The organism is Plantactinospora sp. WMMB334, from assembly GCF_049179095.1.
Taxonomy (GTDB): domain Bacteria; phylum Actinomycetota; class Actinomycetes; order Mycobacteriales; family Micromonosporaceae; genus Plantactinospora.
On sequence record NZ_JBMHME010000002.1, the window covers coordinates 21,843 to 46,357 of the forward strand.

The window sequence follows — 24,515 nt, forward strand, 5'->3', positions numbered from 1 at the left end:
CCGCTTCCTCGCGATGGCGGGAGCCGGGAGAGCGTCCTGGGCGACGCCCTGGCATCATGCCGTCCGGCGCACCGTTCCGGTCCGTCCGGCGCAGCCGATCCGGCCGTCCGGCGCAACCGGACTGGCGCGCGTACCGCTGACCCCGGACGATGGCGACAGGAGGTGGTCGCCGTGGTCAGCATCGCCACCGACCGGTTGACGAAGGTGTTCCCCGACGGCACCGTCGCGGTGGACGACGTGAGCATCGAGGTCGGCTCGGGCGAGTTCGTCGCCCTTCTCGGGCCGACCGGGTGCGGCAAGTCGACGATCCTGCGCCTGGTCGCCGGGCTGGAGGAGCCGACCAGCGGCCGGGTGCTGATCGACGGCGAGCCGGTGACCGGCGGCGCCGGTCCCGCCCGGCAACTGTCGATGGTCTTCCAGGACTACGCGCTCTATCCGCACCTGACCGTTGCCGAGAACATCCGCTTTCCGATGAGCCTCAACCAGGAGCCGCCGGCCAGAGCCGCCGCCCGGGTCACGGAGATCGCCGAGCAGCTCGGCATCTCCGATCTGCTCGACCGCAGGCCGAGCCAGCTCTCCGGCGGGCAGCGGCAGCGTGCGGCCATGGCCCGGGCGATGGCGGCGGAGTCCCGGGTCTTCCTGCTCGACGAGCCGCTTTCCAATGTGGACGCAGGGCTCCGGGCGGAGCTGCGTACCGAGGTGGTCGCGGTCGCCCGGCGGCTGGAGATGACCACCCTCTACGTGACGCACGACCAGGTCGAGGCGATGACCATGGCCGACCGGGTCGCCGTGTTGCGCCGGGGGAGGCTCCAGCAGGTCGGTTCGCCCGCCGAGGTCTACCGGGATCCGCGCACGCTCTTCGTCGCGGCCTTCCTCGGCACGCCCCGGGCGAACCTGTTACAGGCCGCCATCTACGCGCCCGACGGCGGCGTGCTGCTCGATCTCGGATCGCAACTGATCGAACTGCCGCCGGAGGACCCCCGGGTACGCCCGCTGCGCGAACGCCACACCGAGCGGGTCACCTGCGCGCTGCGGGCCGACGCGCTCCGGCCGGTGCCGGACCCGCCGCCCGGCTCGACACCGGTGCTGCGGGGCGTGGTCCGGCTGGTCGAGAACCTCGGCCACGAGGCGCTGGTGCACGTGACCACGGACACGGTGCCGACCTCGTCGTCACAGGCCAGGCTGGAACACCCCAGCACCGGTCAGCACCTCTCCGATGTGATCGCCGAAGACCTGCCGAGTGGCCACCCGGTCATCGACCGGCTGGCCCGGATGATCCCGCATTCCCGGCCGGAGCAGCCGCCGGCAACGGCCCGCACCGAGTACGGCTTCTATCCGGTCTACGACCCCGAGCTGGGTGACGAACCGCCTCCGGCCGGCGAGGTCGTGATCCGGGTCCCCATGCCGATGCTGCCTCGGGTCGGGGAGCCTGTCGCGCTCGCGGTCGACCTGGACCAACTCATGCTCTTCGACACCTCCGGCGACCGGATCCGGCTCGGCTGATCCCGGCTCGGCTGATCTGTCTCGGCTGGTCCGGTTCGGCTGCTCCGGGAGAGCCGGGGTCACATGGCACTGGCCAGGCGGACCAGGGCGGCGTCGAGCAGTTCGGCGTACTCGGGAGTGATCGAGCCCTCGTTCCGGCGGACCGTGACCTTGTCGCGCAGCAGCGCCACCTGACCGGCCAGGTCCGGCGCGGCGGCGGCGGAGTCGGCCCGGAGGTTGCGGAACTGGTTGCGCAGGTCCACCCCGGCGTGGTCCTGGATCGCGTTCGCCGCCACCCCGTCGTCGACGATCTGGTAGAGCTGGGTCATCACCTCGCTTACCGGCTGCGGTGGGATGTTCGGGTTGTCCAGCACTCCTGCCGGCGCCCCCGACCCGGCCGTGGCGTCCGGGCCGGCCGTCGTCGCCGGCCCGGAAGTGCCGGCTGGGGTCGGTGTCGCCGTCGCGTCCGCCCCGGCGGTGTTCGCCCCGGTCGTCGGCGCCGAATCCGAGCCGGGGCCGAGCACGGAGACGAGCACGACGGTGACGGTGAGTAAGACCAGTGCTGCGGCGGCGACCAGCAGGACCCGGCCCGGCCGTGGCGGTACGGTCGCCGGCCCGGCCGGAACGCGCGACGCTGGGGCGGACGCCCCGGGTTCCGCCGGTCTCCGTGCCGGGACGTCTGGTGCCGGGGCCGGTGCTGCCAGGGCCTGTGGTGTGCCGACGTGTGGTGTCGGGGGTGGTGGTGAGGTCGGGGGTGGTGGTGTCGACACCATGGTCGCCGCCGCCAGCGCCGGTGCGGCCGGCGACGGCAGCTCGGTGGTCACCGCCGACACCGCACCGGGCCGGGTGTGGCTCGGCACGGCCCGGCGCGGATCGGCGGCCAGCAGTTGGTGGCGGAGCAACTCGCCGACCTGCGCGGCCGTCGGCCGCTCGATCGGGTCGCGGGCCAGGCAGCGCAGGCAGACGTCCGCCACCGCGGGCGGCAGATCGGGTACGCCCTCCAGCGTCGGCTCCGTCCCGACCTGCATCGCCCGGGTCAGTTCCTCCCAGGTGTCGGCCGGGAAGGGCACCCGGCCGGTCAGGGTCTCGTAGAGCAGCACGCCCAGCGAGTAGGTGTCGGTCGCCGGCTGTGCCGGAAGCCCGTCCAGCCGTTCCGGCGCCACGTACGCCGGGGTGCCGAACGTCTCGCCGTCCTCGTCCTCGTCCGGGGCGCCGACCTGGGTGGCGATGCCGAAGTCGAGCACCTTGGCGCCGGTCGCGGTCATCATGATGTTGGCCGGGGTGATGTCCCGGTGCACGATGCCCAGCCGGTGGGCGGCGGCCAGGGCCTCGGCCACCTGGGCGCAGATCTCCACCGCGGTCTGCCACGGCAGCGGACCGGCGGTGAGTTCGGCCTTCAACTCCTCGCCGGTCAGCAGCTCCATCACCACGAAGGCGGTGATCCCGCCGTCCGGCCCCAGGGTCTCGCCGTAGTCGTGCACGGCGGTGACGTGTGGATGGACGAGTTGCGCGGCCGCCCGGGCCTCCTCACGGACCATCTCCCGGAACTTCGCGTCGGCGGCGAGTGACGCGGCGAGCACCTTCACCGCCACCACGCGGTCGAGCACCTCGTCACGGGCGCGCCAGATCACCGACATGCCGCCGGCACCGATCCGGTCGATGAGCCGATACCTGCGGGCGAGCAGGCCGCCCGCCTGCAACGCTGCCATTGTTGGTCGCACCTGCCTGGAAGAGTCGGGAGTCACATCAGGCTGTGTGGATGGGGTCGTATCAGGCTCCGTGACTGGCTACCTCCTGTCAACGACGGACCGGCAGACGGACACGTACGCGTCCTGATCACACGTACGCGTCCTGATCAGGAGATTGCCGCCGAAGGTGGGGCGGCAGACGGGCGGCTGTGCCGGGTCGGGTGAACGCACGTCTCCGCCGACGGCCCGTGCCGGCTGGCCACGCTCGTCGATCCCGGTGCCGGCCGACCCGCCGGGTCGGGGTGGGCGGCACGTGCCAGGATGAACGTCATGGTCGGCGGTCCGGTGGCGTTCGTGCTCGGCGGCGGCGGCGTGCTCGGCGCCGTCGAGGTGGGCATGCTGCGGGCGCTGTTCCGGGCCGGCATCCACCCCGATCTGGTGCTCGGCACCTCGATCGGAGCGGTGAACGGCGCACTCGTCGCCGCCGACCCCTCCGAGGCGGTCACCGACCGGCTGGTCCGGCTCTGGGCCTCACCCGAGGCGAGCGAGGTGTACGGCGACTCGATCGCCCGGCAACTGCGCCGCTTCGCCGCCCGGACCCACCTGCACTCGCCGCGTCCGCTGCGCCGGCTGCTGGAGACGGAGCTCGGCGAGCACACGACGTTCGCAGACCTCAAGGTGCCGTTCCGGTGCTGCGCGGCGAGCATCGAGCGCGCCGCCGAGCACTGGTTCCGCACCGGCCCGGTGGTGCCGGCCGTGCTCGCCTCGGCGTCCGTACCCGGCCTGCTGCCACCGGCCCGGATCGACGGCGAGCACTTCGTCGACGGCGGGATCGTCAACTCGATCCCGATCGGCGAGGCGGTGCACGCCGGCGCCAGGCAGATCTTCGTGCTCCAGGTCGGCCGGATCGAGCGGCCGTTGAGCCCGCCCCGCCGGCCGTGGGAGATTGCCCAGGTGGCCTTCGAGATCGCCCGGCGGCACCGGTTCGCCCGGGAGATGGCGGCGCTTCCCGACGGTGTGGAGGTGCACGTGCTGCCGACCGGTGGGCTCGGCCCACGCGACGACACCCCGTGGGCGTACCGGGACATGGCGGCGGTGGGCCGGCGGATCAGCCGGGCCTACACCGCGTCCCGGCGCTATCTCACCGAGCACCTGGACCGCACCTGATGCCGCTGCCACCGAGGTGGGTCCGGCGGGTCGTGCTCGCTCCCGGCACGGTGCTGCTCGCCGTCGTGGTGGTGACCACGCTGCCGGTGTGGCTGATCATCGCCGCGGCGGTCTCGCCGCTGGTGCCCGGCTACCTGCGCCCGCTCCGGGTGCTCTGGGTGGGGATCGTCTACCTGCTCTGGGACGCGGCCGCCCTGGTGGCACTCTTCGGGCTCTGGGTCGGCTCGGGCTTCGGCTGGCACAAGCGCTCTCCGGCCTTCCAGCGCGCCCACTACCTCCTGGCCGGATGGTTCCTCACGGCGCTGTTCTGGCAGGCGCGGTGGACACTGCGGCTGCGCATCGACGTCGTCGGCACCGACCCGGACACCGCACTGCCCGGCCGCCCCGAGCTGGTGCTCTCCCGGCACGCCGGCCCGGGTGACTCGTTCATCCTGATCCACGCGCTGGTCAACTGGTTCAAGCGGGAACCACGGATCGTGCTCAAGGACACCCTGCAGTGGGATCCGGCCGTCGACGTGATGCTCAACCGGCTGCCCAACCGGTTCATCGCGGCAAGTCGCCGCCGCGGGACCCGGATCGGACCGGACGGACCGACGGTCGAGCCCCGGGAGTCGGTGGTCGAGCAGATCGGTCACCTCGCGGTCAACCTCGACGAGAACGACGCCTTCGTGATCTTTCCGGAGGGCGGCAACTTCACACCGGGCCGGCGCCTCCGCGCCATCGACCTGCTCCGGGCGAAGGGCTTCCACGACATGGCGAAGCGGGCCGAGGGGATGCGGCACGTGCTGGCTCCGCAGCCCGGCGGCGTGCTCGCCGCGCTCGACGCGGCACCCGACGCCGGGGTCATCTTCGTCGCGCACACCGGGCTGGACCGGATGCTCACCATCGCCGACGTGTGGCGGGAACTGCCGATGGACAAGCGGATCGTGATGCGCTTCTGGTCGGTACCGCCGGAGGAGGTGCCGAAGGGTCGCGAGGAGCGGATCGACTGGCTCTTCGACTGGTGGGCGCGGATCGACGAGTGGGTGGATGCGCATCGTGGAGACGACGGTCGGGCGTAGGGTGCCCGGCGTGGACCAGATCTGCGTCGTGACGACGGTGGTGGATGCGCGGGCGGTCGCGGACGTGCTCGCCGCCGCCGCGGTCGCCGGCCGGCTGGCAGCCTGCGCGCAGGTCAGCGGGCCGGTGGACAGCACCTACTGGTGGGAGTCGCGGATGGAGACCACCCGGGAGTGGACGGTCGTCTTCAAGACCGCGCCGGACCGGGTCGAAGCCCTGATCGACCAGGTGCGGGCGGCCCACCCGTACGAGGTGCCGGAGGTGCTGGTGACCTGGGTGGAGGGCGGTAACCCCGACTATTCGGCCTGGTTGCACGAGCAGACCCGGCCCTGAGGGGCGGCGCGCCGGCCTTCGGCGACGGGCCCGGGTACCGACCGGGGTAGGTACGCGCACTCTGTGGACCGGCCCGGCGGGGCAGCAGCATGACACCGTGACCGCTTCCGCGAAGGCGTACCCCTGTCCGGTCTGCGGGGCCCGGGCCGACCTGTCGACCGGCTGTCCGGGCTGCGGCCGGGGACCGGATCCGGCTGCGGCCGAGGTGATCCGGCTCGACGCGGAGATCGCCGCGCTGGCCGGGCGGGTGGAACAGGCCCGGCAGGCGTACCTGGGTCTCGACGCCACGCTATGGCAGCTCCGCCGGCGCCGGGACGCGCTGGCCGGGCGGGTCCGGACGGCGGCCAGCGCCCGGCCCGCCGATGCCGGCTCGGGCGGCGGAGGGCCGGCCGCCCTCCCCTCCGGCACCGCCCCGCCGAATCTCCTCGGCGAGCGCATCCAACGCCCGCCGGAGGCGTCCACCCGCCCGGAGGCGTCCACCCACACGGTGCAGAACGTGCTCTTCGTCCTCGGTGGGCTGCTACTCGGTACGGCGGCGATCGTCTTCACGGTGGTGGCCTGGGCCGCCGTCGGGATCGCCGGCCGGGCGACGATCCTCGCCGCGCTGACCGGGCTGGCGCTGGCCGCGCCGTTGCTGGCCCAGCGGCGAGGGCTGGCTGCCACCGCCGAGACCTTCGCGGCGATCGGCCTGCTCCTGGTGGTGCTCGACGGGTACGCCGGATGGGCCGTCGACCTGTTCGGCGTGGCGGCCTGGCCCCCGAGCCGGTACGCGGCACTGGTGCTCGGGGTCGGCGCGGTGGTGGCGGGGGGTTACCACCGGCTGACCCGACTCGAGGCGCCATGGTTCGCCGGGCTGCTGCTGGCCCAGCCGGTGGTGCCGCTGCTGGCAGTCGACGCGGGGTTCGGCGCCGCCGGTTGGTCCCTGGCGCTCGCCGGGCTGGCCACGGGCAACCTCCTGATGACCCGGGGGCGGGGCGGCGACGGGCCGGCGGACCCGATCGAAGGGGTCCGCCGGTCCGTCGCCTGGGCCGGTTACGGGACCGCCACGGTGGCCGCGACGCTCTGCGGGATGCTGGCGGTGGTCAGCACGGACGGTCCGTTCGCCGCGCTCGCCGGCGTACCCCTGCTGGTGAGCGCCCTGCTGCCGGTCGCCGCGGCGCTCCGGCTGCGCAGCGCCGCCGCCGGGGCCGGCGCGACGGCGTTCGTCGTGCCGGTGCTGGCGGTGGCGCTGGTCCGGGCGGTCGCCGAGACGTCCTGGCCGCTGCTCGGCCCGGCGGCCGGGATCGTCGTGCTGCTCGCCGCCGCGGTCGCGGCCACCGCCCGGCTACTGCCCGCCGGGGTACGGGCCGGCCCCCGCGCCGGTGGTCTGGTCGTGGCCGCCGCCCTGGCGGTGCTGGCCGGGGTGATGGCGTTGATGGTCGCGGCGAGCGTGGCATGGCGCTCGCAACCGCTCTGGCACGCCGACCTGACCGCGCGGGACGCGCCGTTCGACTGGCAGCTTCCGCTGGCGCTGGTGCTGGCGGCCGTGGCGTTCGTGACGCTCGGGCGGCGGCGCGACCGGCCGCCGGTCCTGTTGACCGGTGCCGTGCTCACCGCGCTGGCGGTGCCGGCCGCGCTTCCGCTGCCCTGGTGGGGCGTTTCCGCGCTGGACGTGGTGCTCGCCGCCGCGCTCGGCGTGGCCGCCGCGTGGCCGGGTCGGGCGGTCCGTACGGCCGTGCCGGCGGGCACCGGTGCGGCGCTGCTGGCCGGGCACGCGATCCTCGCCGGCCTGGCCCGGCCGGCCGGTGCGGCAACCGTCTTCGGCACCCTGGTGCTGATCGGCGTGGCGGTGGCGCTGACCGCACTCCGGCCCGCCACTCCGGCACGAGGAACCGGCCCGGCGTCCGTTCCACCGCCTCCCGGGTCGGAGGCTCTTCGGCGGGTGGTCGGCGGTGCGGGGCTCGCCGTCGCGGTCCTGGCGACCCCGGTGACCGTCCTGATGGGCCTCTTCGCCGCCGGCGTGCCGCCGTGGTGGCAGGCGCGGGCCGTGCTGGCCACCGCCGTGCTGCTCACCGCCGGGCTGGTGCCGGTCCGCCGGGCGGTCCCGCATTACCTGCCGTACGCCGGTGCGGCGTTCTCGGCGGTCGCGCTCGCGGTCGGCATGGCCCCCGCGCTGCCCGGCGTCGGAGAACCGGCCGGCCCGTACGCCGCCGGGGCGCTGCTGCTCAGCCTCGGCGTATGGGTGGTCGGCCGGGGCGGGGGGCAGTCCCGGACGGCAACCGCCGACCGGCCAGCGATCAGCCGACCGGAGCCGCCCGCCGGACCGGGGCCTGTCACCGGTCCTGTCCCGGTCACCGGTCCTGTCCCGGTCACCGGTCCTGTCCCGGTCACCGGTCCTGTCCCGGTCACCGGTCCTGTCCCGGTCACCGGTCCTGTCCCGGTCACCGGTCCTGTCCCGGTCACCGGTCCTGCCCCGGCCACCGGTCCTGCCCCGGTTGCCGTACCGGCGCTGGTTTCCGGGGCGATCCTGCTGCTCCGGGCGAGCGTGGTGGCGGTACCGGCGCTGCTGGCCGTGCTCCTCGTGCCGTACCACTGGTTGGGCCGGATCTGGTCGGGGCCGCCGGCCGGGGTCGGGCTGTATCCGGCCGGGACCGGTGCCGGCCCGGACGGCTGGCTGCTGGACGGTCACGACGCCCTGACCCTGCTGCTGCTCACGATGGCGGCGGCGGTCGCCGGCCGGGCGTGGCGGGGGAGCGCCCGTTCCGCGGCCCTGGTCGCGGCGCCGCTCGCGATCGGCACCGCGCTGGTCGGGCTGGTCGCCGCGGGCGCCGGCTGGCCGGCCGTACCGGCGACGAGCCTGCTCGCCGGGGTGGCCGGCCCGCTCGCCCTGGCGGTGCGTCGCCGCGCCCGCCGGCAGGGTTCGCCGCTGCTCCGGCGGTGGCTGATGCTCCCGGGCGTCGCCTTCGGGGCTGCGGGGCTGGCCGGACTGCTGCCGACCAGGCCGAGCACGCTCGCCGGGCTGGCGCTGGTCGCGGCGGCCGGCCTGACCGCCGGCCTGCTCGGTCACCGGCCGGCCGCCCGGATCGGGGGGTGGCTGACCGGCGTCGCCGCCTCGGCGACCCTGGCCGGTGCGGCAGGTGCCGCCGCCGGACTGCCGCTGCGGATCATCGCACTGCCGGTGCTGGCCGTCGCGGCAGTGGCCCTCGCCGGCAGCACGACTCTCGCCGGCGGCAGGGCACGCACCAGCGATGATCGGTCGGTCGAGGCGGTCGCCGTCGAGATGGCCAGCCACGCCACGGCCCTGATCGCCCTGCTGCTGACGATCGGCGAGATCCGGTACGCGTCTGCGGTCTGCACGCTCTGGGGGGTGGCGCTCGGGCTGCGCGCCCTGCGTCCGGCCGAACCGGTGCGGCAGCGCTGGGCCCGCGCTGCCGCCGCGGCCGGGGCGGAACTCTTCGCCACCTGGCTGCTGCTCGCCTCGGCCCGGGTGGCGCTGGTCGAGGCGTACACGCTGCCGGCCGCGCTGCTCGGGTTGCTCGCCGGCTGGCTGGCGCTGCGGGCCCGGCCGGCGCTGAGCAGTTGGCTGGCGTACGGGCCAGGGCTGGGCGCCGCCCTGCTGCCGAGCCTCGTCTCGGTGCTCGTGGTGGGTGATCAGCCGTGGCGGCGGCTGCTGCTCGGCGCCGGCGCGTTGGCGGCGGTACTGGCCGGTGCCCGGTGGCGCCGCCAGGCGCCGGTGCTGCTCGGCGGTGCCGTCCTCGCCGTCCTGGCGCTGCGCGAGATGGTCGACGTCTGGGACCGGCTACCCCGGTGGATCTTCCTGGCCGCCGGTGGATTCGCCCTGATCGGCCTGGCCATGACGTACGAGCGGCGGCGCCGCGACCTGCACCGGCTTCGTGCCGCCGTCAACCGGATGACCTGACCGGTCGCGGGTGTCGACGGGAGCGGGGGCGCACCGCCGGCCAGCGAGCCCGGGAACGGCGGGCGAACACCCGGCCGAGCCGCCGGTGGTGGTACCACTACCCCCGATACGGGGGTTTCCAGGGTTACTGAGCGCAACGACCTTCCGGAGACTGGAGATCAGCGCTACCGCCGCCCGGCGTAGCGAAAACGACGTTGGGAGCGTGACGATGGCGGCACTCGCACCGCTGGCCGAACCGGATAGTCGCCGGGGAAGTGATTACTCACGGTTGTCTCGACGGGTCAGTGCGGCAGGGCTGTTGGAGCGCCGTACGGGTTGGTACGTGGCCCGGATCGCGCTGACCGTGGGCCTCTTCGCCGTCGGCTGGATCGCCTTCGCCGCCGTCGGTGACTCCTGGTGGCAGCTCGCGGTGGCGGTGTTCCTGGCCGGCGCCACCACCCAGGTCGCCTTCCTCGGCCACGACGCCGGACACCGGCAGATGTTCCGGAACCGGCGGGCCAGTGAGGTGGCCGGGCTGCTCGCCGGCAACCTGGCGATCGGACTCAGCTACGGCTGGTGGGTCGACAAGCACAACCGGCACCACGCCAACCCGAATCACGAGCACGACGATCCGGACGTCGGGGCTGGTGCCCTGGTCTGGACCTCCGAGCAGGCGCTCGCCACCCGGGGCTTCGGCCGTTGGCTGGCACGGCGGCAGGCGTACCTGTTCTTCCCGATGCTGCTGCTGGAGGGGCTGGCGCTGCACGTCGCCAGCGTGCGGGCGCTCACCGACGGTACGCCGATGCGGCACCGCCGGGCCGAGGCGATCCTGCTGGCACTGCACACGGCCGGCTACCTGGGCGCGCTCTTCACGGTGCTCTCACCGGGGCGGGCGCTGGCCTTCCTCGTCGTCCACCAGGGGCTGTGGGGGCTCTACATGGGCTGCTCGTTCGCGCCGAACCACAAGGGCATGCCGATGGTCGGCGACGGCGACGACCTCGACTTCCTGCGTAAACAGGTGTTGACCTCGCGGAACGTCCGGGGTGGGGCGCTGGTGGACTTCGCGCTGGGCGGCCTCAACTACCAGATCGAGCACCATCTGTTCCCGAGCATGCCCCGGGGCAACCTGGGCCGGGCCCAGCCGATCGTGGCCGAGTATTGCGCGGAGCAGGGCATCCCGTACGAGCAGACCGGTCTCTTCGACTCCTACCGGCAGGCGCTGCGGCACCTGCACGCGGTGGGCGCGCCACTGCGGAAGGGGCTGGTAACCGAGGGCCGGTGAACCGGGGCGGATGCCGGTCAGGTCAGATCTCGAAGCGGTCGGCCAGGGATCCCGGCAGTTCGACGACGTCGGAGGCGGGCGGACGCTCCGCCTCCACCACCGGGCCGAGCTGTTTCGGCGTCGACGTCTCCGTGCCGGGTGGCGCCACCCGGTCGGAGGATCCGGCGCCGATGCCGCAACCGGCGACCGGAAGACTCGTCGCGGCGACGAGGAACAGCACCGGAGCCGCAGACCGCCACGTTCGTATCCGCATCCTGATTCCTTCCGCTTGACGACTCCCACGGAAACCTGCCCCGGCGGGCCCCGATCGGGTCGAGGGCTCATCGTAGGGGGGTGTCGATGGAGACGGCGTCGACCCGGTCGGTCAGCAGCGGCGGTCGGTGCCCGGCGAATCGGGTTGCACACCACGGGAGGGAACCTCGGCGGTAAGGTCTGGCCATGGCAGAGGTGCTGGATGCGGAGGCGGTGCGGACCGAGCTGGCGGGGCTTGACGGCTGGACCGGCGACCCGGCCGGCATCGGTCGCACCGTCGAGCTGCCCGGGTTCCCCGACGCGATCGGTGTGGTGGACCGGGTGGCGGCGGTCGCCGAGGAACTCGACCACCATCCCGACATTGACATCCGGTGGCGCACGGTTACCTTCCGGTGCGCGACCCATTCGGTGGGTGGGGTCACCCGACGCGACGTCGAGCTGGCGCGGCGTATCGACGAGATAGTCCGGGGAGCGGCGTGAGATTCGAGATAAGCAAGGTCCTCGACGCGATCGAGGACCGGGTCAGCACCGATCCGTCGCTGGTACGGGCGGTGTTGGATCTGGCCGAGGTGGTCCGTTACCAGGATCTCGACGGCGGCCGGCCAGCCAGCACCATGCGGCTCGGCATGGTCATCGACGCGCTCGGCCGGCACCTGGAGGAGGACAGCGTCCCGGTCTACGCGGTGGTGCACCGCGCGCTGCTCAGCGACGCCGACCTCACCTCCAACGAGCGGATGGTGCTGCGGCGCTGGGCCGACAACGGCCTGGTCGAGGTGCTCAACAACCCCGGCGACCGGATGCTGGAGGTGGCCGACCTGCTCGGCCTGCCGGTGCTCAGCCGGGGCCGCTTCGACGGGATGGCCGGGCGCTTCCCCTGGGTGACCAGCCAGCCCGGCCGGCTCTTCGCCCCGCTGCCGGGAGCCGGAGGGCCGGTCCTGGCACAGCGGGTGAAGGGCACCGTGCCGCCGGCCGGCGGTCCGTCACCGACCGGTCGCAAGCTGCTGGCCCGCACCTGGCGGTGCAAGGAGCCCGGCTGCGTGCTCTTCGGCGGCGGTGGCGGCGGTGGCGGCGCCTTCGCCGACCTCGCCGAGATCGACCGCAAGCCGAGCGGCCAGCCGCCGCCGACGTTGCGGGCCGGCGCGCCGATGTGCCCCCGGCACGAGAAGCGGCTCAGCGACGCCGGGCCGAGGCCGAACGAGGAGGTGCTGTCGGTCCGGATCGGCGGCATGGTCCGGCGCCGGTTCGTGGTGACCGCCGAGCGTCCGGTGGTGGTCGGTCGGGCGCCGGAGGACTCCGCCGGGATCCGGCTCGGCCAGTGGCTCAACGACGAGGCGCGGCGCTGGATCAGCCGTAGCCACGTCCGGTTCGAGCTGCGCGGTGGCGATCTCGTCGCCCAGGACGTCAGCACCAACGGCTCCGGCGTACGGCCGGGCGGGTCGATGGACGAGGCCGAGCGGATCGCGCTGCCCCGCCAGCAGTCCCGGGTGATGCGCGGTGGCGACATCGTGGAGCTCTATCCCGGCGTACAGGTGGGGCGGTCGAGCGTCTGGACCTCCGGCGGGATGACGAACCCGACCTCCGTGATGGCCGAGGCGCCGACGATGGCGATCCGGCTGCCCAACCGGGGCTGACCGTCCGGCCGGCCCGCCACGCGGGCCGGCCGCTCCGGGTCGGTGAGATCCGGCTCAGTGCAGTACGGCGGCGAGCCGCTCCAGCACGTGGTCGATCTCGTGCTCCTCGACCACCAGCGGCGGCGCCAGCCGGATCGTCGAGCCGTGGGTGTCCTTGGCGAGGATGCCGCGCTCGGCCAGCCGCTCGCACGCCTGCCGCCCGGTCATCAACGCCGGGTCGATGTCGATGCCGGCCCAGAGCCCCCGGCCGCGTACCGCGATCAGCCCCTCGCCGAGGAGCCCGCGCAGGCCGGCGTGCAGCCGCGCGCCCAGCTCCGCCGAGCGGCGCTGGAAGTCGCCGGGGGCGAGCAGCCGGACCACCTCGGTGCCGACGGCGCAGGCCAGCGGGTTGCCGCCGAACGTCGAGCCGTGCGTGCCCGGCTGGAGCACGCCGAGCACGTCGGCGTCGGCCACCACCGCCGAGACCGGCACGATGCCGCCGCCGAGCGCCTTGCCCAGGACGTACATGTCTGGGACGACGTCCTCGTTGTCGCAGGCGAACGTCTCGCCGGTCCGGCCCAGCCCGGACTGGATCTCGTCGGCGACGAAGAGCACGTTCCGTTCGGTGCAGAGCCGGCGCACCCCGGGCAGGTAGCCCGGCGGCGGCACCACGACGCCCTGCTCGCCCTGGATCGGCTCCAGCAGCACGGCGACGGTGGTCTCGTCGACCGCCTCGGCGAGCGCGGCCAGGTCGCCGTAGGGGACGACCCGGAACCCCGGGGTGTACGGCCCGAAGTCGTCCCGGGCCTCCGGGTCGGTGGAGAAGCTGACGATGGTGGTGGTACGGCCGTGGAAGTTCCCCTCCGCCACCACGATCGTGGCCTGCCCGGCCGGTACGCCCTTGACCCGGTAACCCCACTTCCGGGAGACCTTGACCGCGGTCTCCACCGCCTCGGCGCCGCTGTTCATCGGCAGCACCAGCTCCTTGCCGGCCAACTGCGCCAGCTCCCGGCAGAAGTCGGCGAACTGGTCGTGCAGGAAGGCCCGGCTGGTCAGGGTGAGCCGGTCGAGCTGGGCGTGGGCGGCGGCGACCAGCGCCGGGTGCCGGTGCCCGAAGTTCAGCGCCGAGTAGCCGGCCAGGCAGTCAAGGTAGCGCCGCCCGTCGACGTCGGTGACCCATGCGCCCTCCGCCGAGGAGATCACCACCGGCAGCGGGTGGTAGTTGTGTGCCGTCCAGCGCTCCGCCTCGCGTACCGCCTCGGGGGTGCGCAGCACGTCGTCCACGATCACTTGGTCGCCTCTCGTTCCCGCAGCACCAGGGTGCAGCACTTCGGTCCGCCGCCAGCCTTGCGCAGCTCGGACAAATCAATGCCAATTGTGTCGTACCCGCGCTCGCGCAGCGCGGCCGACAGTCCGGTGGCCTGGACCGGAAGGATGACATGCCGACCGTCGCTGACCGCGTTCAGCCCGAGCACCTCGGCGTCGGCCAGGCTAGCCAGCACCGCGTCCGGGAAGAGCCGGCGCAGCACCGCCCGGCTGCCGGCCGAGAACGCCTCCGGCAGGTACGCCACGGTGGTGTCGTCCAGCACGCAGAGCGCGGTGTCCAGGTGATAGAAGCGCGGGTCGACCAGTTGCAGTGTGATCACCGGCCGCCCGAAGACCTCCTGGAGGTGGGCGTGTGCCGCGTGCGAGGCCCGGAACCCGGTGCCGGCCAGCAGCAGCCCGTTGGCCGGCAGGGCGTCACCCTCGCCCTCGTTGACGTGCTTGGCCTCGTGCACCTCGAAGCCGGCCCGGTCCAGCCAGGCAGCGTACGCGGGTGCCTCGTCGGCGCGCTCCGGGTCGCGGAACTGCACCGCGAGCGCCCGCCCGTCGTGCACGGTGGCGCCGTTGGCCGCGAAGACCATGTCGGGCAGGCCGGGCAGCGGCTCGATCTCCTCGACCGTGTGGCCGAGGTCCAGGTAGGTCCGCCGCAGCGTCTCCCACTGGCGTACCGCGAGTGCGGTGTCGATCGGCGCGGCCGGGTCCATCCACGGGTTGATCGCGTACTCGACGGCGAAGTAGGTCGGCCGGCACATCAGGTAGCGCCGGGTCCGCGGCGGTCCTGCCTGGGTACGCCCGCCGGTGGTGGTGGCGGTGGCGTCCAACGTCATGGTCCTGCTCCCGGGGATCGGGCGCGCCCGGCCTCGGTACGGCTCACGGGCTGGCGCCGAACCCCACGCTATGCGGGGCCGGCCGGCGGTAACCACGGCTGACGGTTGCTTACGGCGGCTGATCGTTGCGTCTGCGCCGGGACACGGCGGCGAACCGTTGCGTGAGTGCCGGCAGCCCTTCCGGCCAGGTGAGTCCGGTCGAGGAGGTGACCCGCGCGGCGGCCGGGTGAAAGGGGTGCGACGCGGGCCCCGGACGCGATTCGGGGGCGGCAACGTCGCCGCCCCCGAAAACGTTCGCTCGGGTGGTGAACCACCACCGGCGGGCGGGGCCGGAGCGGTGCATCACCGCTCCGCGCGGGTCAATACCCGATCAGAACCGGTCGACAAACTGTGAATCAAGCCACTCGCGGAACCGGACCACGACGTCTCCGTCGGTGGTCGGCCACTCGAACTGGCCGGTCATCGCCAGCACGGCGACGACGACGGCACCGACCCCGAGAACGATCCCGATCAACGCGTCGGTCTTGCCGGCGACGTGCCGGCGGGCGGTCGCGGAGACACCGCTGACGCCCAGCAGCAGGGCGATGACACCGAGCGCGATGCCGTATCCGGCGAGGGCGCCGGCCAGCACGAAGGCGGCGGCGGCCACCCCGAAGACCAGGCTGAGCGTGGCGAGCATGCTGGCCCGGGGACGCGGACCGCGGTCGACCACCACCCGCTCGGTGCTCTCGGGCGTACGCTCGCCGAGCCCTCGCTCGGGATCGGCGCTCCGGTCGTCCGTCGCGCGGGTGTCGGTGGTCGTCGCCGCGTCCGGCCGAGCCGGACGGGTCTCGGTCTCCGGGACGGTGGCGGTGGTCCCGGTGTCCCGGTCGGGGACCGTGGTGCGGGCCTGCGGCGTCGTCTGCGTCGTCGTGCTGTCCGCCCGGTCGGTGTCGGCGACCGGGGCGACGGTGCCGGTGGCCGCGTCGTCCCGGGCGTCGACGCGGCCGTCGCGGTTCGTGTCCCGGACATCCCGGTTCTCGTCTCCGGCACCGGGGTTGTCGTCTCGGGCGTCGACGCGACCGTCGCGGTTCGTGTCCCGCGCGGGCGCCGGCTCCGAGTGGCGCATCAGTGATGGGATCCTGACCACAACACACCTCCTGATCCATGCGTGGAGCCTCGACGTTGGCGCCTACGCAGCATTTGATCGGTGTACCCCGATGCCCGTTCCGTGACACATGCCGGACGGACGGGCACCGGGGGTGGGACAGGTTCGATGGGGTAGCGGCTGTTCGATGGGGTAGCAGCTTCAGTGGTGGAGCGGCTTCAGTGGTGGAGCGGCTTCAGCGGGGGAGCAGCGCGCGGCGCATGGTGGCGGCCAGCCAGTCGGTGAAGTCCCGTTCGGACCAGCCGCATTCGAGCACCAGGGCGGCGTAGTGCGCCGGATCGTTGCAGAGCCAGAGGACGTCGATCGCGCGGTCCGGATCGAGGTCGGGGGTGAGCGGTCCGAGGGCACGGGCGTGCGTGAGGACCATCGTGGCCCCGGCCCGCCGGTTGCGCAGCAGTGTCCGCCACAGCTCGGCCATCTCGGGCGCGTCGTCGGCGGCCCGCCGTACGGTCTCGAAGAGCCGGGCGGCCCGGCCACCGATCAGCACGCACACCTCGGCGTAGGCGTCGAAGACCGCCGCCGGGGTGGTGGCGTCCCAGACGGGCCGGAACCAGGGCCGGTCGGCGACGGCGACCGGCTCGTCGTCGCCGGCGAGCGCCTGGTCGAGGACCTCACGCAGCAGGGCCGGCTTGGAGCCGAAGACGGCGAAGACGGTCGGCCGGGAGACCCCGGCGGCCTCCGCGATGCCGGCGAGCGAGGTTGTGGCGTACCCGCGTGCGACGAACATCTCGCCGGCCGCCGCGACGATCGCCTGCCGGGTACGCCGGGCCGCCTCGGCGCGGACCGGGGACTGGTAGCGCCGCCTGGGTCTGGGGTTGACACCGCTCATGACTTCGTCATACTAGCTGCATATTCACTAGACTGCGAGTATGACCAATTCGATCCGGGCGCGCGAGCCCGACACCTGCGCGGCGGCGTGCCGTCGCGGACGGCGTGCCGGTCGCCGGCTGCGGGCGACGAGACAGGGGAGGCGGCAGCGATGACCCAGGCAGGCATCCGTCCATTCATCCGTCGGGAGGCCGAGGGCGAGGCCCTGTGGTTTCTCGGCAGCCTGGTCACGGTCAAGGCGGACAGTGCGGAGACCGGCGACCGGGTCACCGTCGTGGAGTTCGTCAACCCGCCCGGCTTCGCGCCGCCGCTGCACCGGCACCTGGCCGAGGACGAAATGTTCTACGTGCTCTCCGGCACCGTCGAGTTCCGCTGCGACGGCGAGGTGTTCCCGGCCGGCCCCGGCGATTTCGTCCTGCTGCCGGCGGGCCTGGCGCACACCTTCCTGGTCGGCCCCGACGAGCCGCTGCGTACCCTCCAGATCACCGCACCGTCCGGCTTCGAGCGGTTCGCCGCCGACGTCGGCGAGCCGGCCCGGGAGCGACGTCTGCCGGACCCAGGGCCGGTCGACCCCGCCGCCCTCGGACACGCCGCCGCCCGGCACGGCATCGAGTTGCTCGGCCCACCCCCGAGGCACTGACGCCGAACGGGCGGCGTTTCCATCGAATCGTCCGGCCGAGGCGTCCCGTCGCCGGGACTATCCGGCGCCTGCGCGGTTCAGGCCCGTTCCCGCCCGAACCGGCCGGCGTACCCGCACTCTCGGGGCGATAAACGCGACCTGCCGAAACTTTCGGTGCGGGAAGTGCAAGGAAGGGGCCCTTCTTATCCAGAAAAGATAAGAAGGGCCCCTTCCTTGCACTTCGGCTCTATCGTGCGACGACAGGAGCGCGGTTCGGCATCCGCGTGGGGCGCCGGCTGAGGTCCGGCCCCCGGTTCGAGGTGGCGGGCGCGCGTTTCGGTTCCCTCGGTCGAGGGCGGACCGGTCGTAGGCCGGCGAGTTGTACGTAGATCTCTCGGCGCTCGACGGCCTCGCCGACTTCGTCCAACGTGTAGCCGGTGAGCCAGCACCAACCGTGATAGGTGGGTTTTTCGCTCACCCGGGTCACCCGGAACAGCAGCGCCCGCCGACCGCCGAACTGTACGCTCGCCGCCGCCCCGACGTAGACCACCATTCCGGGACGGGGTGGCTCGAACATCAGGGGACCGGGATGAGAAAGCCCGGCCCGTTCGGATCGAGTCGCACCCAGCAGTTGGCGGGATCGCCGCAGACTGGGCACCGTCCGAACCGGTCGGGACTGTGTGAGTCTGCTAACAGATAGCTGTTGACCAGGATGTCCGCCGACGTGTACGGCGGGGGCTCGGCGGCGCGATCGGTCCAGGCGATGAAACGATTGTGTAACCAACCGGCCGGAACATGCCGCAGATCCTCGGCGGCGTTGACGAGATGGTGGGCGAGGTAGTACCTGAGGGAGACGATGCTGCCGGCGAACTCCGCACGGAGCTGCCGTCTTCGGGCGGCGCACGGCCAGTCGTCTCCACACTCCGTGCAGGTCCACAGGGGAGCGGCCGGGTCGTGGTCCCGCATTTCCGTTCCCCCAGCTTCGGTCGTCAGAGGTTCGGCTGCCATGCGATCGATGCTTTACTACAGCGCGGAACAATGCAATATTACGTGTTGGCTGAACGATTTCCCTCTGACGATCTGTAATTACCGGAATCACGGAGAGTATACAACGGACGTTACATGCCGAGTGAAATGTTCGCTCGATAGGTAATGCCGGAGAGGGGGACTGTAGTGCAGGCAGGGGTGGACTCCACCGTTCCTCGCAGGGAGCTCGGACGGCATCTACGCCAGCTCCGTGAGGAGGCGCGGCTCACCATCAAGGTGGTGTCGGAGGCGCTGGAGTGGTCGATGCCGAAGATCTGGCGCATCGAGAGCGGGGCGACCAGTATGCGCTCACTGGACGTCGAGGCGATGTGCCGGATATACGGTGCGTCACCAGAAATGACCGAGGCCCTGACCGGGCTCGCCAAGGAAACCCGGGGACGCGGCTGGTGGCACTCCTACGGTGCCGCCATCCCCCAGTGGTTCGAGTTGTACGCCGGACTGGAGGCCGCCGCCAGTCGTCTTCGAATGTACGAGCCCCAGTTCGTTCCGGGGTTGCTGCAAACCCCGGCCTACGCCACGGAGTTCGTGCGGATCGGCAGTCCCGAACTCGGCCCGGCCGAACGCGAGCGGATGGTCGAGGTCGAGCTCGGACGGCAGGCGGTCCTCAGTCGGCAGCGGGGTCCGCTTCCGCAGCTCGACGTGATCCTCGACGAGGCGGTGTTGCGTCGCGCCGCCGGTAGCGGGTCGATGATGAGTGAACAGTTGCGACACCTGGTGACCGTCGGCGAACAACCGAATATCTCGGTACGGGTGCTGCCGTTCTCCATCGGGCTCCACCGGGCCGAACACGCCAATGGCGGGTTCGCCATCCTGGAGTTCCCGACCGACGGCCTCGGGCGTAGGAGCGAACCGCCGATCGTCTACAGCGGTGGGTTGACCGGAGCCATCTACCTCGAGCAGCCGCACGAGGTGGACAGTCACGCCGCGGTCTGGTCCGACATAGAGGCGGTCAGCCTCACCGAGGACCTGTCCCGGAAGTTCATCACGTCGATCGCCGAAGAGTACGGCGGGTGACGATCTGAGATCGCCGCCGGGCCACGAGGGGCATCTGTCGGCGGGAAAGAAGGAGAGCAGTGCCAACCTGCGGTACGTCGCCGGTGTGGGGAGACAGCGGCGGCGGACCGTACGGGAGTGAGGGACACGGGGACGGGGCGGCGCGGGTTCGTGCCCGAGCGGGGCGGCCGCGGCCCCGGTGGGCCCCGGCCACCCCGGCGCCCACGATATGGCACAGCCTTCAAGATTCATGGCAACCTGTGGTTCGCGGTAACCATAACTGCCCGAGAATCTTGGGACCGCCAGGGCGCCGACGACGCCGGCGGTCCGGGCGGCCGGTAACGCCATACCACCTCTGGTCGAACGACCTTCCGATTTATCATCTGCAATTGCGACGGACCGATCGCTCGATGATTATCGCGTTCGCATCACAGATCGACTGGAAGATTTCGTCGACGGTAATTCCGGAAAGGAGATGTTGGTGCGGGCAGAGGTCGACTCCACCGTTCCGCGACGGCAGCTCGGGCGGCATCTGCGCCTGCTCCGCCAGGAAGCCCAGCTCACCATCAAGGTCGTCTCCCAGACGTTGCGCTGGTCGACTCCGAAGATCTGGCGCATCGAGAGCGGGGCGACCAGCATGCGGTCGCCGGACGTCGAGGCGATGTGCCGGATCTACGGGGCGACAGCGGAGATGACCGAGGCCCTGACCGGGCTGGCCAAGGAGACCAAGGCGCGCGGCTGGTGGCACTGTTACGGCGACGCCATCCCGGAGTGGTTCGAGCTCTACGTCGGCCTCGAAGCCGCCGCCTCCCACCTGCGGATGTACGAGCCGCACTTCGTCCCGGGGCTGCTCCAGACCGCGGCGTACGCGGCTGAGGTGTTCCGGGTCGGTAGCCCTGAGCTGGGGCCTGTCGAGCGCGATCGAGCGGTCGAGGTCCGGCTCGGACGGCAGGCGATACTGCGCCGGCGACATCCGGCGCCACCGCGGCTGGACGTGGTCCTCGACGAGGCGGTGCTGCGCCGCACTGCCGGCACCGGATTGATAATGGGAGCGCAGTTGCGGCACCTGGTAGACGCCAGCGAACACGCGAATGTCTCGGTGCGGGTGCTGCCGTTCTCGGGCGGAATCTACCGGGCCGAGCGTGCCAATGGTGGCTTTGCGGTCCTGGAGTTTCCCGATGACGGACTCGGCCGCCGGACCGAGCCGCCGATCGTCTACGGCGAAGGACTGACCGGCGCCCTGTACCTGGAGAAGCCGCACGAGGTGGAAGCGCATCTGGCCGTCTGGGGAGATATTGAGGAAGTTAGCTTGACCGAGGCACAATCACGAAAGCTGATCGCGTCGATCGCGGAGGAGTTTCCGACATGATGATCGATCTGTCCCGGGCGGACTGGCGTACGAGCGGCCGAAGCGGAGGTGGCAACTGCGTGGAGGTGGCGCGCAATCTGGTGGGGGCCGTCGGGGTGCGGGACAGCAAGGACGCGGACGGCCCCGTGCTGGCGTTCCCGCCGCACGCCTGGGAAGAGTTCGTGCGCGCGGCGAAGGCGTCCCGCTCCCGAGGTGACGCCGGGGCGTGACCCGCGGGGGTGACCTGGACGCCAGAGGCGTTATCGGGGGCGGTTGACGCCTCTGGCGTCCAGGTGAACGCCGCGGTGCGGGCGGTAGCGGGCTACCCGGTGGCGTGGGTGGCGGGCAGGGCGATCCAGGTGGCTCGGGCGCGGGCCAGTTCGGCGCCGTCGGGGGCGTACAGGGTGGTGTGCACCAGGGCCTTGCGGCCCTCGGCGGCGGCGAGGGCGCCGCGGAGCACGCAGCGTTCGCCGGGGGCGGGGAGCCGGTCCAGGCGTACGGCGATCCGGCCCAGCACGTACGGGCGGTCGGCGCCGATCACCGCCCAGCCGCCGGGACAGTCCAGGGCGGCCCAGACGGTGGCGGGCGAGACGTCCGGCGGGACGCTCCACGGGGCGGCGGTGCTGCCGTCGGCGAGCCGGCCGGGAAAGATGCCCAACCCGTCGCTCCGGTCGGGGCCGCAGACGTAGCAGGTCGGGAACGGGTGGGCGATGAAGCCCGCGTACGCCTTGGCGGCCTCGACCGCCTCCGCGTACCCGATCGGTGGGACCGCGGTCTCGACCTCGGCACCCGGGGTGACCTCGGCCACGACGCTGCCGTCCCCGGTGCGGACCTGGCAGTCGAGCAGCGACAGCGGGGTGTCCAGCGGCGGCGGCATCCGGAGCGTCACCTCGGAGGTTCCGCCGTGTGCGAAGAGGCCGGCGGAGTAGCCGCCGTTGCCGGAACCGGGCGGCCCGTTGAACCGGGCGGGGATGAGCATCGGTCCGCCTTTCGGGAGGTGGGGCCCGGGTCGCGGACCGGCTGGCAGGACCACCACCGTACGCCGGGCGCCCCCGGAGGCGCCCGGACCATCGTGCCGGAACGTGGATGATGCTCCGTGACATGGGGGAACTCGTTACTCTGGGGCGGCGATGACTGCGCAGGTTCACAGGTACGAAACAGAGCTAACCCGCGTCATGTTATTGCGGAAAACTGTCCACATTTATCCTGCGGCATGCGCGGGGATCAGGAGGGTCTTCCCCCGAAGCCGGCCGGCCTCCGCATCCTTGTGCAGCAGGGCCAACTCGGCCAGCGGCCTGGTGCCGGCGACATCCACCCGCACGATGCCGGCATCCACCAGCCCGACCAGTTCACCGAGCTGGCCGGGATCGTTGCGGACCACGAACTGCGCCGCCCGGATCGCCCCGTCGGCCGGCACCCCGACCGGGACGGTGGCGGAGACCAGGACGCCGCCCGGCCGGACCAGTGGCACCAGGGCCGCCGCCTCACGCGCTCCGATCGGCACGAGGTTGAGCAACGCGTCGACCGGCCCGTCCAGCGCATCCGCCAGCGGCGTCGCCGTGTAGTCGACGATCAGGTCCGCGCCGAGCTGGCGTACCGGGGCGGCACTGCGCGGGCTGGCGGTCGCGATGACGTACGCCCCGGCGTGCCGGGCGAGCTGCACGGCGAACCCGCCGACGCCGCCACCGGCCCCGTTGACCAGTACCCGCGCGCCGGGGGCGAGCCCGGCGTGTTCGTACACCGCCTGCCAGGCGGTGAGCCCGGCGACCGGCAGGGCGGCGGCGTGTGCGAGGGGGATCGTGCGGGGCGCCGGCACGACGGTGCCGGCCGCCGCCACGACGTACTCGGCGGCGGTGCCGCCGGTGTCGACCCGACCGACGACCCCGTCCCCGACGGCCGGGGTCCGCACACCGGCGCCGACCTCGATGACCGTGCCGGCCACGTCCCACCCCAGGGTGTACGGCAACTCCAGCGCGAAGACGGGTCGCAGCAGCCCTCGGCGCAGGCCGATCTCCGACGGGTTGAACGAGGCGGCGGCCACCTCGATCAGTACCTCCCCGGCACCGGGAACCGGGCGGGGCACCTCGTCGTAGCGGATCACCGACGGCTCGCCGTACTCGTGAATTCGTGCGGCTCTCATGATCAGCAACCTATGGTGCCGGGGTGAGACGGCCTATGTTCTCCGGTCCTCGTTTCATACGCCTCCGTCTCGGTGAGTGCCCTCCGCGCGGATATCGTGGCCCGGTGGACGTGCTCAGCGACGTGATCGCGGTGATGCGGACCGGGCGGCCGAGATCGGCCCGACTGGCCTGGCAGGCGCCGTGGGCCCAGCACTTCGGCCCGGTGCCCGGAGCCGCCGGCTTCCAGGTGATCCTGCGCGGGCCCTGCTGGCTGATCCGCCCGGAGACCGAGCCGGTGCCGCTCGGCGCCGGTGACGTGCTCTTCCTGCCGCACGGGCGCGGACACACCCTCGCCGACAGCCCGTCGACCCGGCCGACCGGGCCCGGCTGCGATCCGACCGACCCTCGGTCCCGCGCCCGGTACGCCGCCCCTCCCGCCGTCGTCTCTCCCGCCGTCGATGGCGCCGTCGGCCGTGTCACCGACCGTGCCGCTGCTTTCGTCGACGTTCCCGCCGTCGACGTTCCCGCCGTCGACGTTCCCGCCGTCGACGTTCCCGCCGTCGACGTTCCCGCCGTCGACGTTCCCGCCGTCGACGTTCCCGCCGTCGACGGCGGAGTGCCGGCGGCGGAGGCGGGGGCCGGCGTGACGGTGACGCTCTGCGGAGCATACGAACTCGACCCGGCCGGCACCCATCCGCTGCTGGCGGCCCTGCCAGATCTGATCCACCTTCCCGCGCACCTCGGGCGGTACCCCGAACTGCGGTCCACCGTGGACCTGCTCGCCGCCGAACTCGCGTCCCCGCGCCTCGGCACCGACGCCATCGTGCCCGCACTGCTCGACACGCTGCTGCTCTACACGCTGCGGGCCTGGTACGACCGGGCGCCGCGGTCCGGCGACGGTCCCGGCTGGGCGGCAGCGCTACGCGACCCGGTCACCGGTGCGGCACTGCGGGCGATCCACCGCGACCCGGCGCACCCCTGGACCGTCGCGGCCCTGGCCGCCGAGGCCGGACTCTCCCGGGCGCCGTTCGCGCGCCGGTTCACCGCGCTGCTCGGTCAGCCGCCGCTGGCCTATCTGACCTGGTGGCGGATGACCACCGCCGCCCGGCTGCTCCGGGAGTCCGACACGCCCCTGACCACCATCGCGGGGCGGGTCGGCTACACCTCGGAGTTCGCCTTCGGTGCCGCGTTCAAGCGCCGGTACGGCATCGCGCCCGGCCGCTACCGGCGGACCAGGTCCGGGCAGGGGGGAGAGTGAAAGCGGTCTCAGCAGACAGGTACCCGGCACGGAGATCCGCCCCTACCGGCCCGGTGACCGGGATGCCGTGCACGACATCTGCATCCGTACGCCGACGCGGGGCAGGACGCCTCCGGCTCGTACGCCGATCCGGGCATCCTGCCGCAGATCTTCGCCCACCCGTACGCCGAACTGGAGCCGAGGCTCGCCTTCGTGCTCCACGACGCGTGTGCCGGTGAGTGCCGGTGAGTGACGGAGGGCGGCGGCGCGGTCTGT

22 protein-coding genes are annotated in these 24,515 nt (G+C 72.8%); 13 read left to right on the forward strand and 9 right to left on the reverse strand.

Going from position 1 to position 24,515, the window contains the following annotated elements:
- The first annotated feature begins 171 nt into the window (after positions 1-171).
- Entirely contained in the window at positions 172-1,503 is a 1,332-nt protein-coding gene (locus ACN27G_RS00160) for an ABC transporter ATP-binding protein (protein ID WP_421490735.1), read from the forward strand.
- 59 nt (positions 1,504-1,562) lie between these two features.
- Here the strand turns inward: ACN27G_RS00160 and ACN27G_RS00165 are convergent, their stop codons facing one another.
- Complete coding sequence (locus ACN27G_RS00165; protein ID WP_421490736.1) at positions 1,563-3,191, reverse strand: protein kinase domain-containing protein; 1,629 nt, start codon at positions 3,189-3,191, stop codon at positions 1,563-1,565.
- A gap of 309 nt (positions 3,192-3,500) precedes the next feature.
- Between ACN27G_RS00165 and ACN27G_RS00170 the strand changes: the two genes are divergently transcribed.
- The 5 genes from ACN27G_RS00170 to ACN27G_RS00190 all read left to right on the forward strand — a co-directional run bounded on the left by ACN27G_RS00170 (position 3,501) and on the right by ACN27G_RS00190 (position 10,888).
- Positions 3,501-4,337 carry a patatin-like phospholipase family protein gene (locus ACN27G_RS00170; RefSeq protein ID WP_421497184.1) on the forward strand — a complete coding sequence of 279 codons (837 nt, stop codon included), beginning with the start codon at positions 3,501-3,503 and terminating at the stop codon, positions 4,335-4,337.
- On the forward strand, positions 4,337-5,398 hold the full coding sequence (locus ACN27G_RS00175; RefSeq protein ID WP_421490737.1) for a 1-acyl-sn-glycerol-3-phosphate acyltransferase: 1,062 nt from the start codon (positions 4,337-4,339) through the stop codon (positions 5,396-5,398). The genes ACN27G_RS00170 and ACN27G_RS00175 overlap by 1 nt, the downstream gene beginning before the upstream one ends.
- Before the next feature lie 10 nt (positions 5,399-5,408).
- Positions 5,409-5,729, forward strand: a complete 321-nt coding sequence (cutA, locus tag ACN27G_RS00180; protein WP_421490738.1) for a divalent-cation tolerance protein CutA — start codon at positions 5,409-5,411, stop codon at positions 5,727-5,729.
- Positions 5,730-5,826: 97 nt separating this feature from the next.
- Entirely contained in the window at positions 5,827-9,627 is a 3,801-nt protein-coding gene (locus tag ACN27G_RS00185; protein ID WP_421490739.1) for an SCO7613 C-terminal domain-containing membrane protein, read from the forward strand.
- Positions 9,628-9,835: 208 nt separating this feature from the next.
- A complete protein-coding gene (locus ACN27G_RS00190) occupies positions 9,836-10,888 on the forward strand; it encodes a fatty acid desaturase family protein (RefSeq protein ID WP_421490740.1) in 1,053 nt (350 codons plus the stop codon).
- A 22-nt stretch (positions 10,889-10,910) separates the two neighbouring features.
- On the opposite strand, the gene ACN27G_RS00195 is transcribed toward ACN27G_RS00190, so the two are convergent.
- The gene (locus ACN27G_RS00195; RefSeq protein ID WP_421490741.1) at positions 10,911-11,141 is read right to left on the reverse strand and encodes a hypothetical protein; all 231 of its coding nucleotides are present in this window, start codon (positions 11,139-11,141) and stop codon (positions 10,911-10,913) included.
- A gap of 185 nt (positions 11,142-11,326) precedes the next feature.
- Here ACN27G_RS00195 and ACN27G_RS00200 point away from each other — a divergent pair, with 185 nt between their 5' ends.
- Both ACN27G_RS00200 and ACN27G_RS00205 read left to right on the forward strand, forming a co-directional pair.
- A complete protein-coding gene (locus tag ACN27G_RS00200; RefSeq protein ID WP_421490742.1) occupies positions 11,327-11,620 on the forward strand; it encodes a 4a-hydroxytetrahydrobiopterin dehydratase in 294 nt (97 codons plus the stop codon).
- Positions 11,617-12,771, forward strand: coding sequence for an FHA domain-containing protein (locus tag ACN27G_RS00205; RefSeq protein ID WP_421490743.1), 1,155 nt, complete (start codon positions 11,617-11,619; stop codon positions 12,769-12,771). Before ACN27G_RS00200 ends, ACN27G_RS00205 begins: the two co-directional genes overlap by 4 nt.
- Before the next feature lie 54 nt (positions 12,772-12,825).
- On the opposite strand, the gene rocD is transcribed toward ACN27G_RS00205, so the two are convergent.
- The 4 genes from rocD to ACN27G_RS00225 all read right to left on the reverse strand — a co-directional run bounded on the left by rocD (position 12,826) and on the right by ACN27G_RS00225 (position 16,876).
- The gene (rocD, locus tag ACN27G_RS00210) at positions 12,826-14,037 is read right to left on the reverse strand and encodes an ornithine--oxo-acid transaminase (protein ID WP_421497185.1); all 1,212 of its coding nucleotides are present in this window, start codon (positions 14,035-14,037) and stop codon (positions 12,826-12,828) included.
- Complete coding sequence (gene ddaH / locus ACN27G_RS00215) at positions 14,037-14,900, reverse strand: dimethylargininase (protein WP_421490744.1); 864 nt, start codon at positions 14,898-14,900, stop codon at positions 14,037-14,039. Before ddaH ends, rocD begins: the two co-directional genes overlap by 1 nt.
- A 370-nt stretch (positions 14,901-15,270) precedes the next feature.
- Complete coding sequence (locus tag ACN27G_RS00220; protein WP_421490745.1) at positions 15,271-16,008, reverse strand: thrombospondin; 738 nt, start codon at positions 16,006-16,008, stop codon at positions 15,271-15,273.
- A 214-nt stretch (positions 16,009-16,222) separates the two neighbouring features.
- Entirely contained in the window at positions 16,223-16,876 is a 654-nt protein-coding gene (locus tag ACN27G_RS00225) for a TetR/AcrR family transcriptional regulator (protein WP_421490746.1), read from the reverse strand.
- Positions 16,877-17,026: 150 nt separating this feature from the next.
- Between ACN27G_RS00225 and ACN27G_RS00230 the strand changes: the two genes are divergently transcribed.
- A complete protein-coding gene (locus ACN27G_RS00230) occupies positions 17,027-17,515 on the forward strand; it encodes a cupin domain-containing protein (protein WP_421490747.1) in 489 nt (162 codons plus the stop codon).
- Positions 17,516-18,070: 555 nt separating this feature from the next.
- Here ACN27G_RS00230 and ACN27G_RS00235 read toward each other — a convergent pair.
- On the reverse strand, positions 18,071-18,502 hold the full coding sequence (locus ACN27G_RS00235; RefSeq protein WP_421490748.1) for a hypothetical protein: 432 nt from the start codon (positions 18,500-18,502) through the stop codon (positions 18,071-18,073).
- A gap of 165 nt (positions 18,503-18,667) precedes the next feature.
- Here ACN27G_RS00235 and ACN27G_RS00240 point away from each other — a divergent pair, with 165 nt between their 5' ends.
- The 3 genes from ACN27G_RS00240 (at position 18,668) to ACN27G_RS00250 (ending at position 21,112) form a co-directional block, all read left to right on the forward strand.
- On the forward strand, positions 18,668-19,555 hold the full coding sequence (locus ACN27G_RS00240) for a helix-turn-helix domain-containing protein (RefSeq protein WP_421490749.1): 888 nt from the start codon (positions 18,668-18,670) through the stop codon (positions 19,553-19,555).
- Positions 19,556-20,015: 460 nt separating this feature from the next.
- Complete coding sequence (locus ACN27G_RS00245; protein WP_421490750.1) at positions 20,016-20,903, forward strand: helix-turn-helix domain-containing protein; 888 nt, start codon at positions 20,016-20,018, stop codon at positions 20,901-20,903.
- A complete protein-coding gene (locus tag ACN27G_RS00250) occupies positions 20,903-21,112 on the forward strand; it encodes a DUF397 domain-containing protein (RefSeq protein ID WP_421497186.1) in 210 nt (69 codons plus the stop codon). The genes ACN27G_RS00245 and ACN27G_RS00250 overlap by 1 nt, the downstream gene beginning before the upstream one ends.
- A gap of 92 nt (positions 21,113-21,204) precedes the next feature.
- On the opposite strand, the gene ACN27G_RS00255 is transcribed toward ACN27G_RS00250, so the two are convergent.
- Together ACN27G_RS00255 and ACN27G_RS00260 are read right to left on the reverse strand one after the other, a co-directional pair.
- Positions 21,205-21,861 (reverse strand): hypothetical protein, encoded by a 657-nt coding sequence (locus tag ACN27G_RS00255; RefSeq protein ID WP_421490751.1) that lies wholly within the window; start codon positions 21,859-21,861, stop codon positions 21,205-21,207.
- Positions 21,862-22,083: 222 nt separating this feature from the next.
- Positions 22,084-23,022, reverse strand: coding sequence for an NADP-dependent oxidoreductase (locus ACN27G_RS00260; protein WP_421490752.1), 939 nt, complete (start codon positions 23,020-23,022; stop codon positions 22,084-22,086).
- A gap of 104 nt (positions 23,023-23,126) precedes the next feature.
- On the opposite strand from ACN27G_RS00260, the gene ACN27G_RS00265 reads away from it, so the two are divergent.
- The gene (locus tag ACN27G_RS00265; protein WP_421490753.1) at positions 23,127-24,260 is read left to right on the forward strand and encodes a cupin domain-containing protein; all 1,134 of its coding nucleotides are present in this window, start codon (positions 23,127-23,129) and stop codon (positions 24,258-24,260) included.
- The last annotated feature ends 255 nt before the right edge of the window (positions 24,261-24,515 follow it).

Bases quoted from the DNA above. Each gene is read 5' to 3' on its own strand.
- ACN27G_RS00255 (WP_421490751.1), bottom strand. From the start codon at position 21,861: ATGCTCATCCCCGCCCGGTTCAACGGGCCGCCCGGTTCCGGCAACGGC.
- ACN27G_RS00250 (WP_421497186.1), top strand. From the start codon at position 20,903: ATGATCGATCTGTCCCGGGCGGACTGGCGTACGAGCGGCCGAAGCGGA.
- ACN27G_RS00170 (WP_421497184.1), top strand. From the start codon at position 3,501: ATGGTCGGCGGTCCGGTGGCGTTCGTGCTCGGCGGCGGCGGCGTGCTC.
- ddaH (WP_421490744.1), bottom strand. From the start codon at position 14,900: ATGACGTTGGACGCCACCGCCACCACCACCGGCGGGCGTACCCAGGCA.
- ACN27G_RS00260 (WP_421490752.1), bottom strand. From the start codon at position 23,022: ATGAGAGCCGCACGAATTCACGAGTACGGCGAGCCGTCGGTGATCCGC.
- ACN27G_RS00220 (WP_421490745.1), bottom strand. From the start codon at position 16,008: ATGCGCCACTCGGAGCCGGCGCCCGCGCGGGACACGAACCGCGACGGT.
- ACN27G_RS00190 (WP_421490740.1), top strand. From the start codon at position 9,836: ATGGCGGCACTCGCACCGCTGGCCGAACCGGATAGTCGCCGGGGAAGT.
- ACN27G_RS00225 (WP_421490746.1), bottom strand. From the start codon at position 16,876: ATGAGCGGTGTCAACCCCAGACCCAGGCGGCGCTACCAGTCCCCGGTC.
- ACN27G_RS00235 (WP_421490748.1), bottom strand. From the start codon at position 18,502: ATGGCAGCCGAACCTCTGACGACCGAAGCTGGGGGAACGGAAATGCGG.
- ACN27G_RS00195 (WP_421490741.1), bottom strand. From the start codon at position 11,141: ATGCGGATACGAACGTGGCGGTCTGCGGCTCCGGTGCTGTTCCTCGTC.
- ACN27G_RS00230 (WP_421490747.1), top strand. From the start codon at position 17,027: ATGACCCAGGCAGGCATCCGTCCATTCATCCGTCGGGAGGCCGAGGGC.
- ACN27G_RS00165 (WP_421490736.1), bottom strand. From the start codon at position 3,191: ATGGCAGCGTTGCAGGCGGGCGGCCTGCTCGCCCGCAGGTATCGGCTC.
- ACN27G_RS00200 (WP_421490742.1), top strand. From the start codon at position 11,327: ATGGCAGAGGTGCTGGATGCGGAGGCGGTGCGGACCGAGCTGGCGGGG.
- ACN27G_RS00175 (WP_421490737.1), top strand. From the start codon at position 4,337: ATGCCGCTGCCACCGAGGTGGGTCCGGCGGGTCGTGCTCGCTCCCGGC.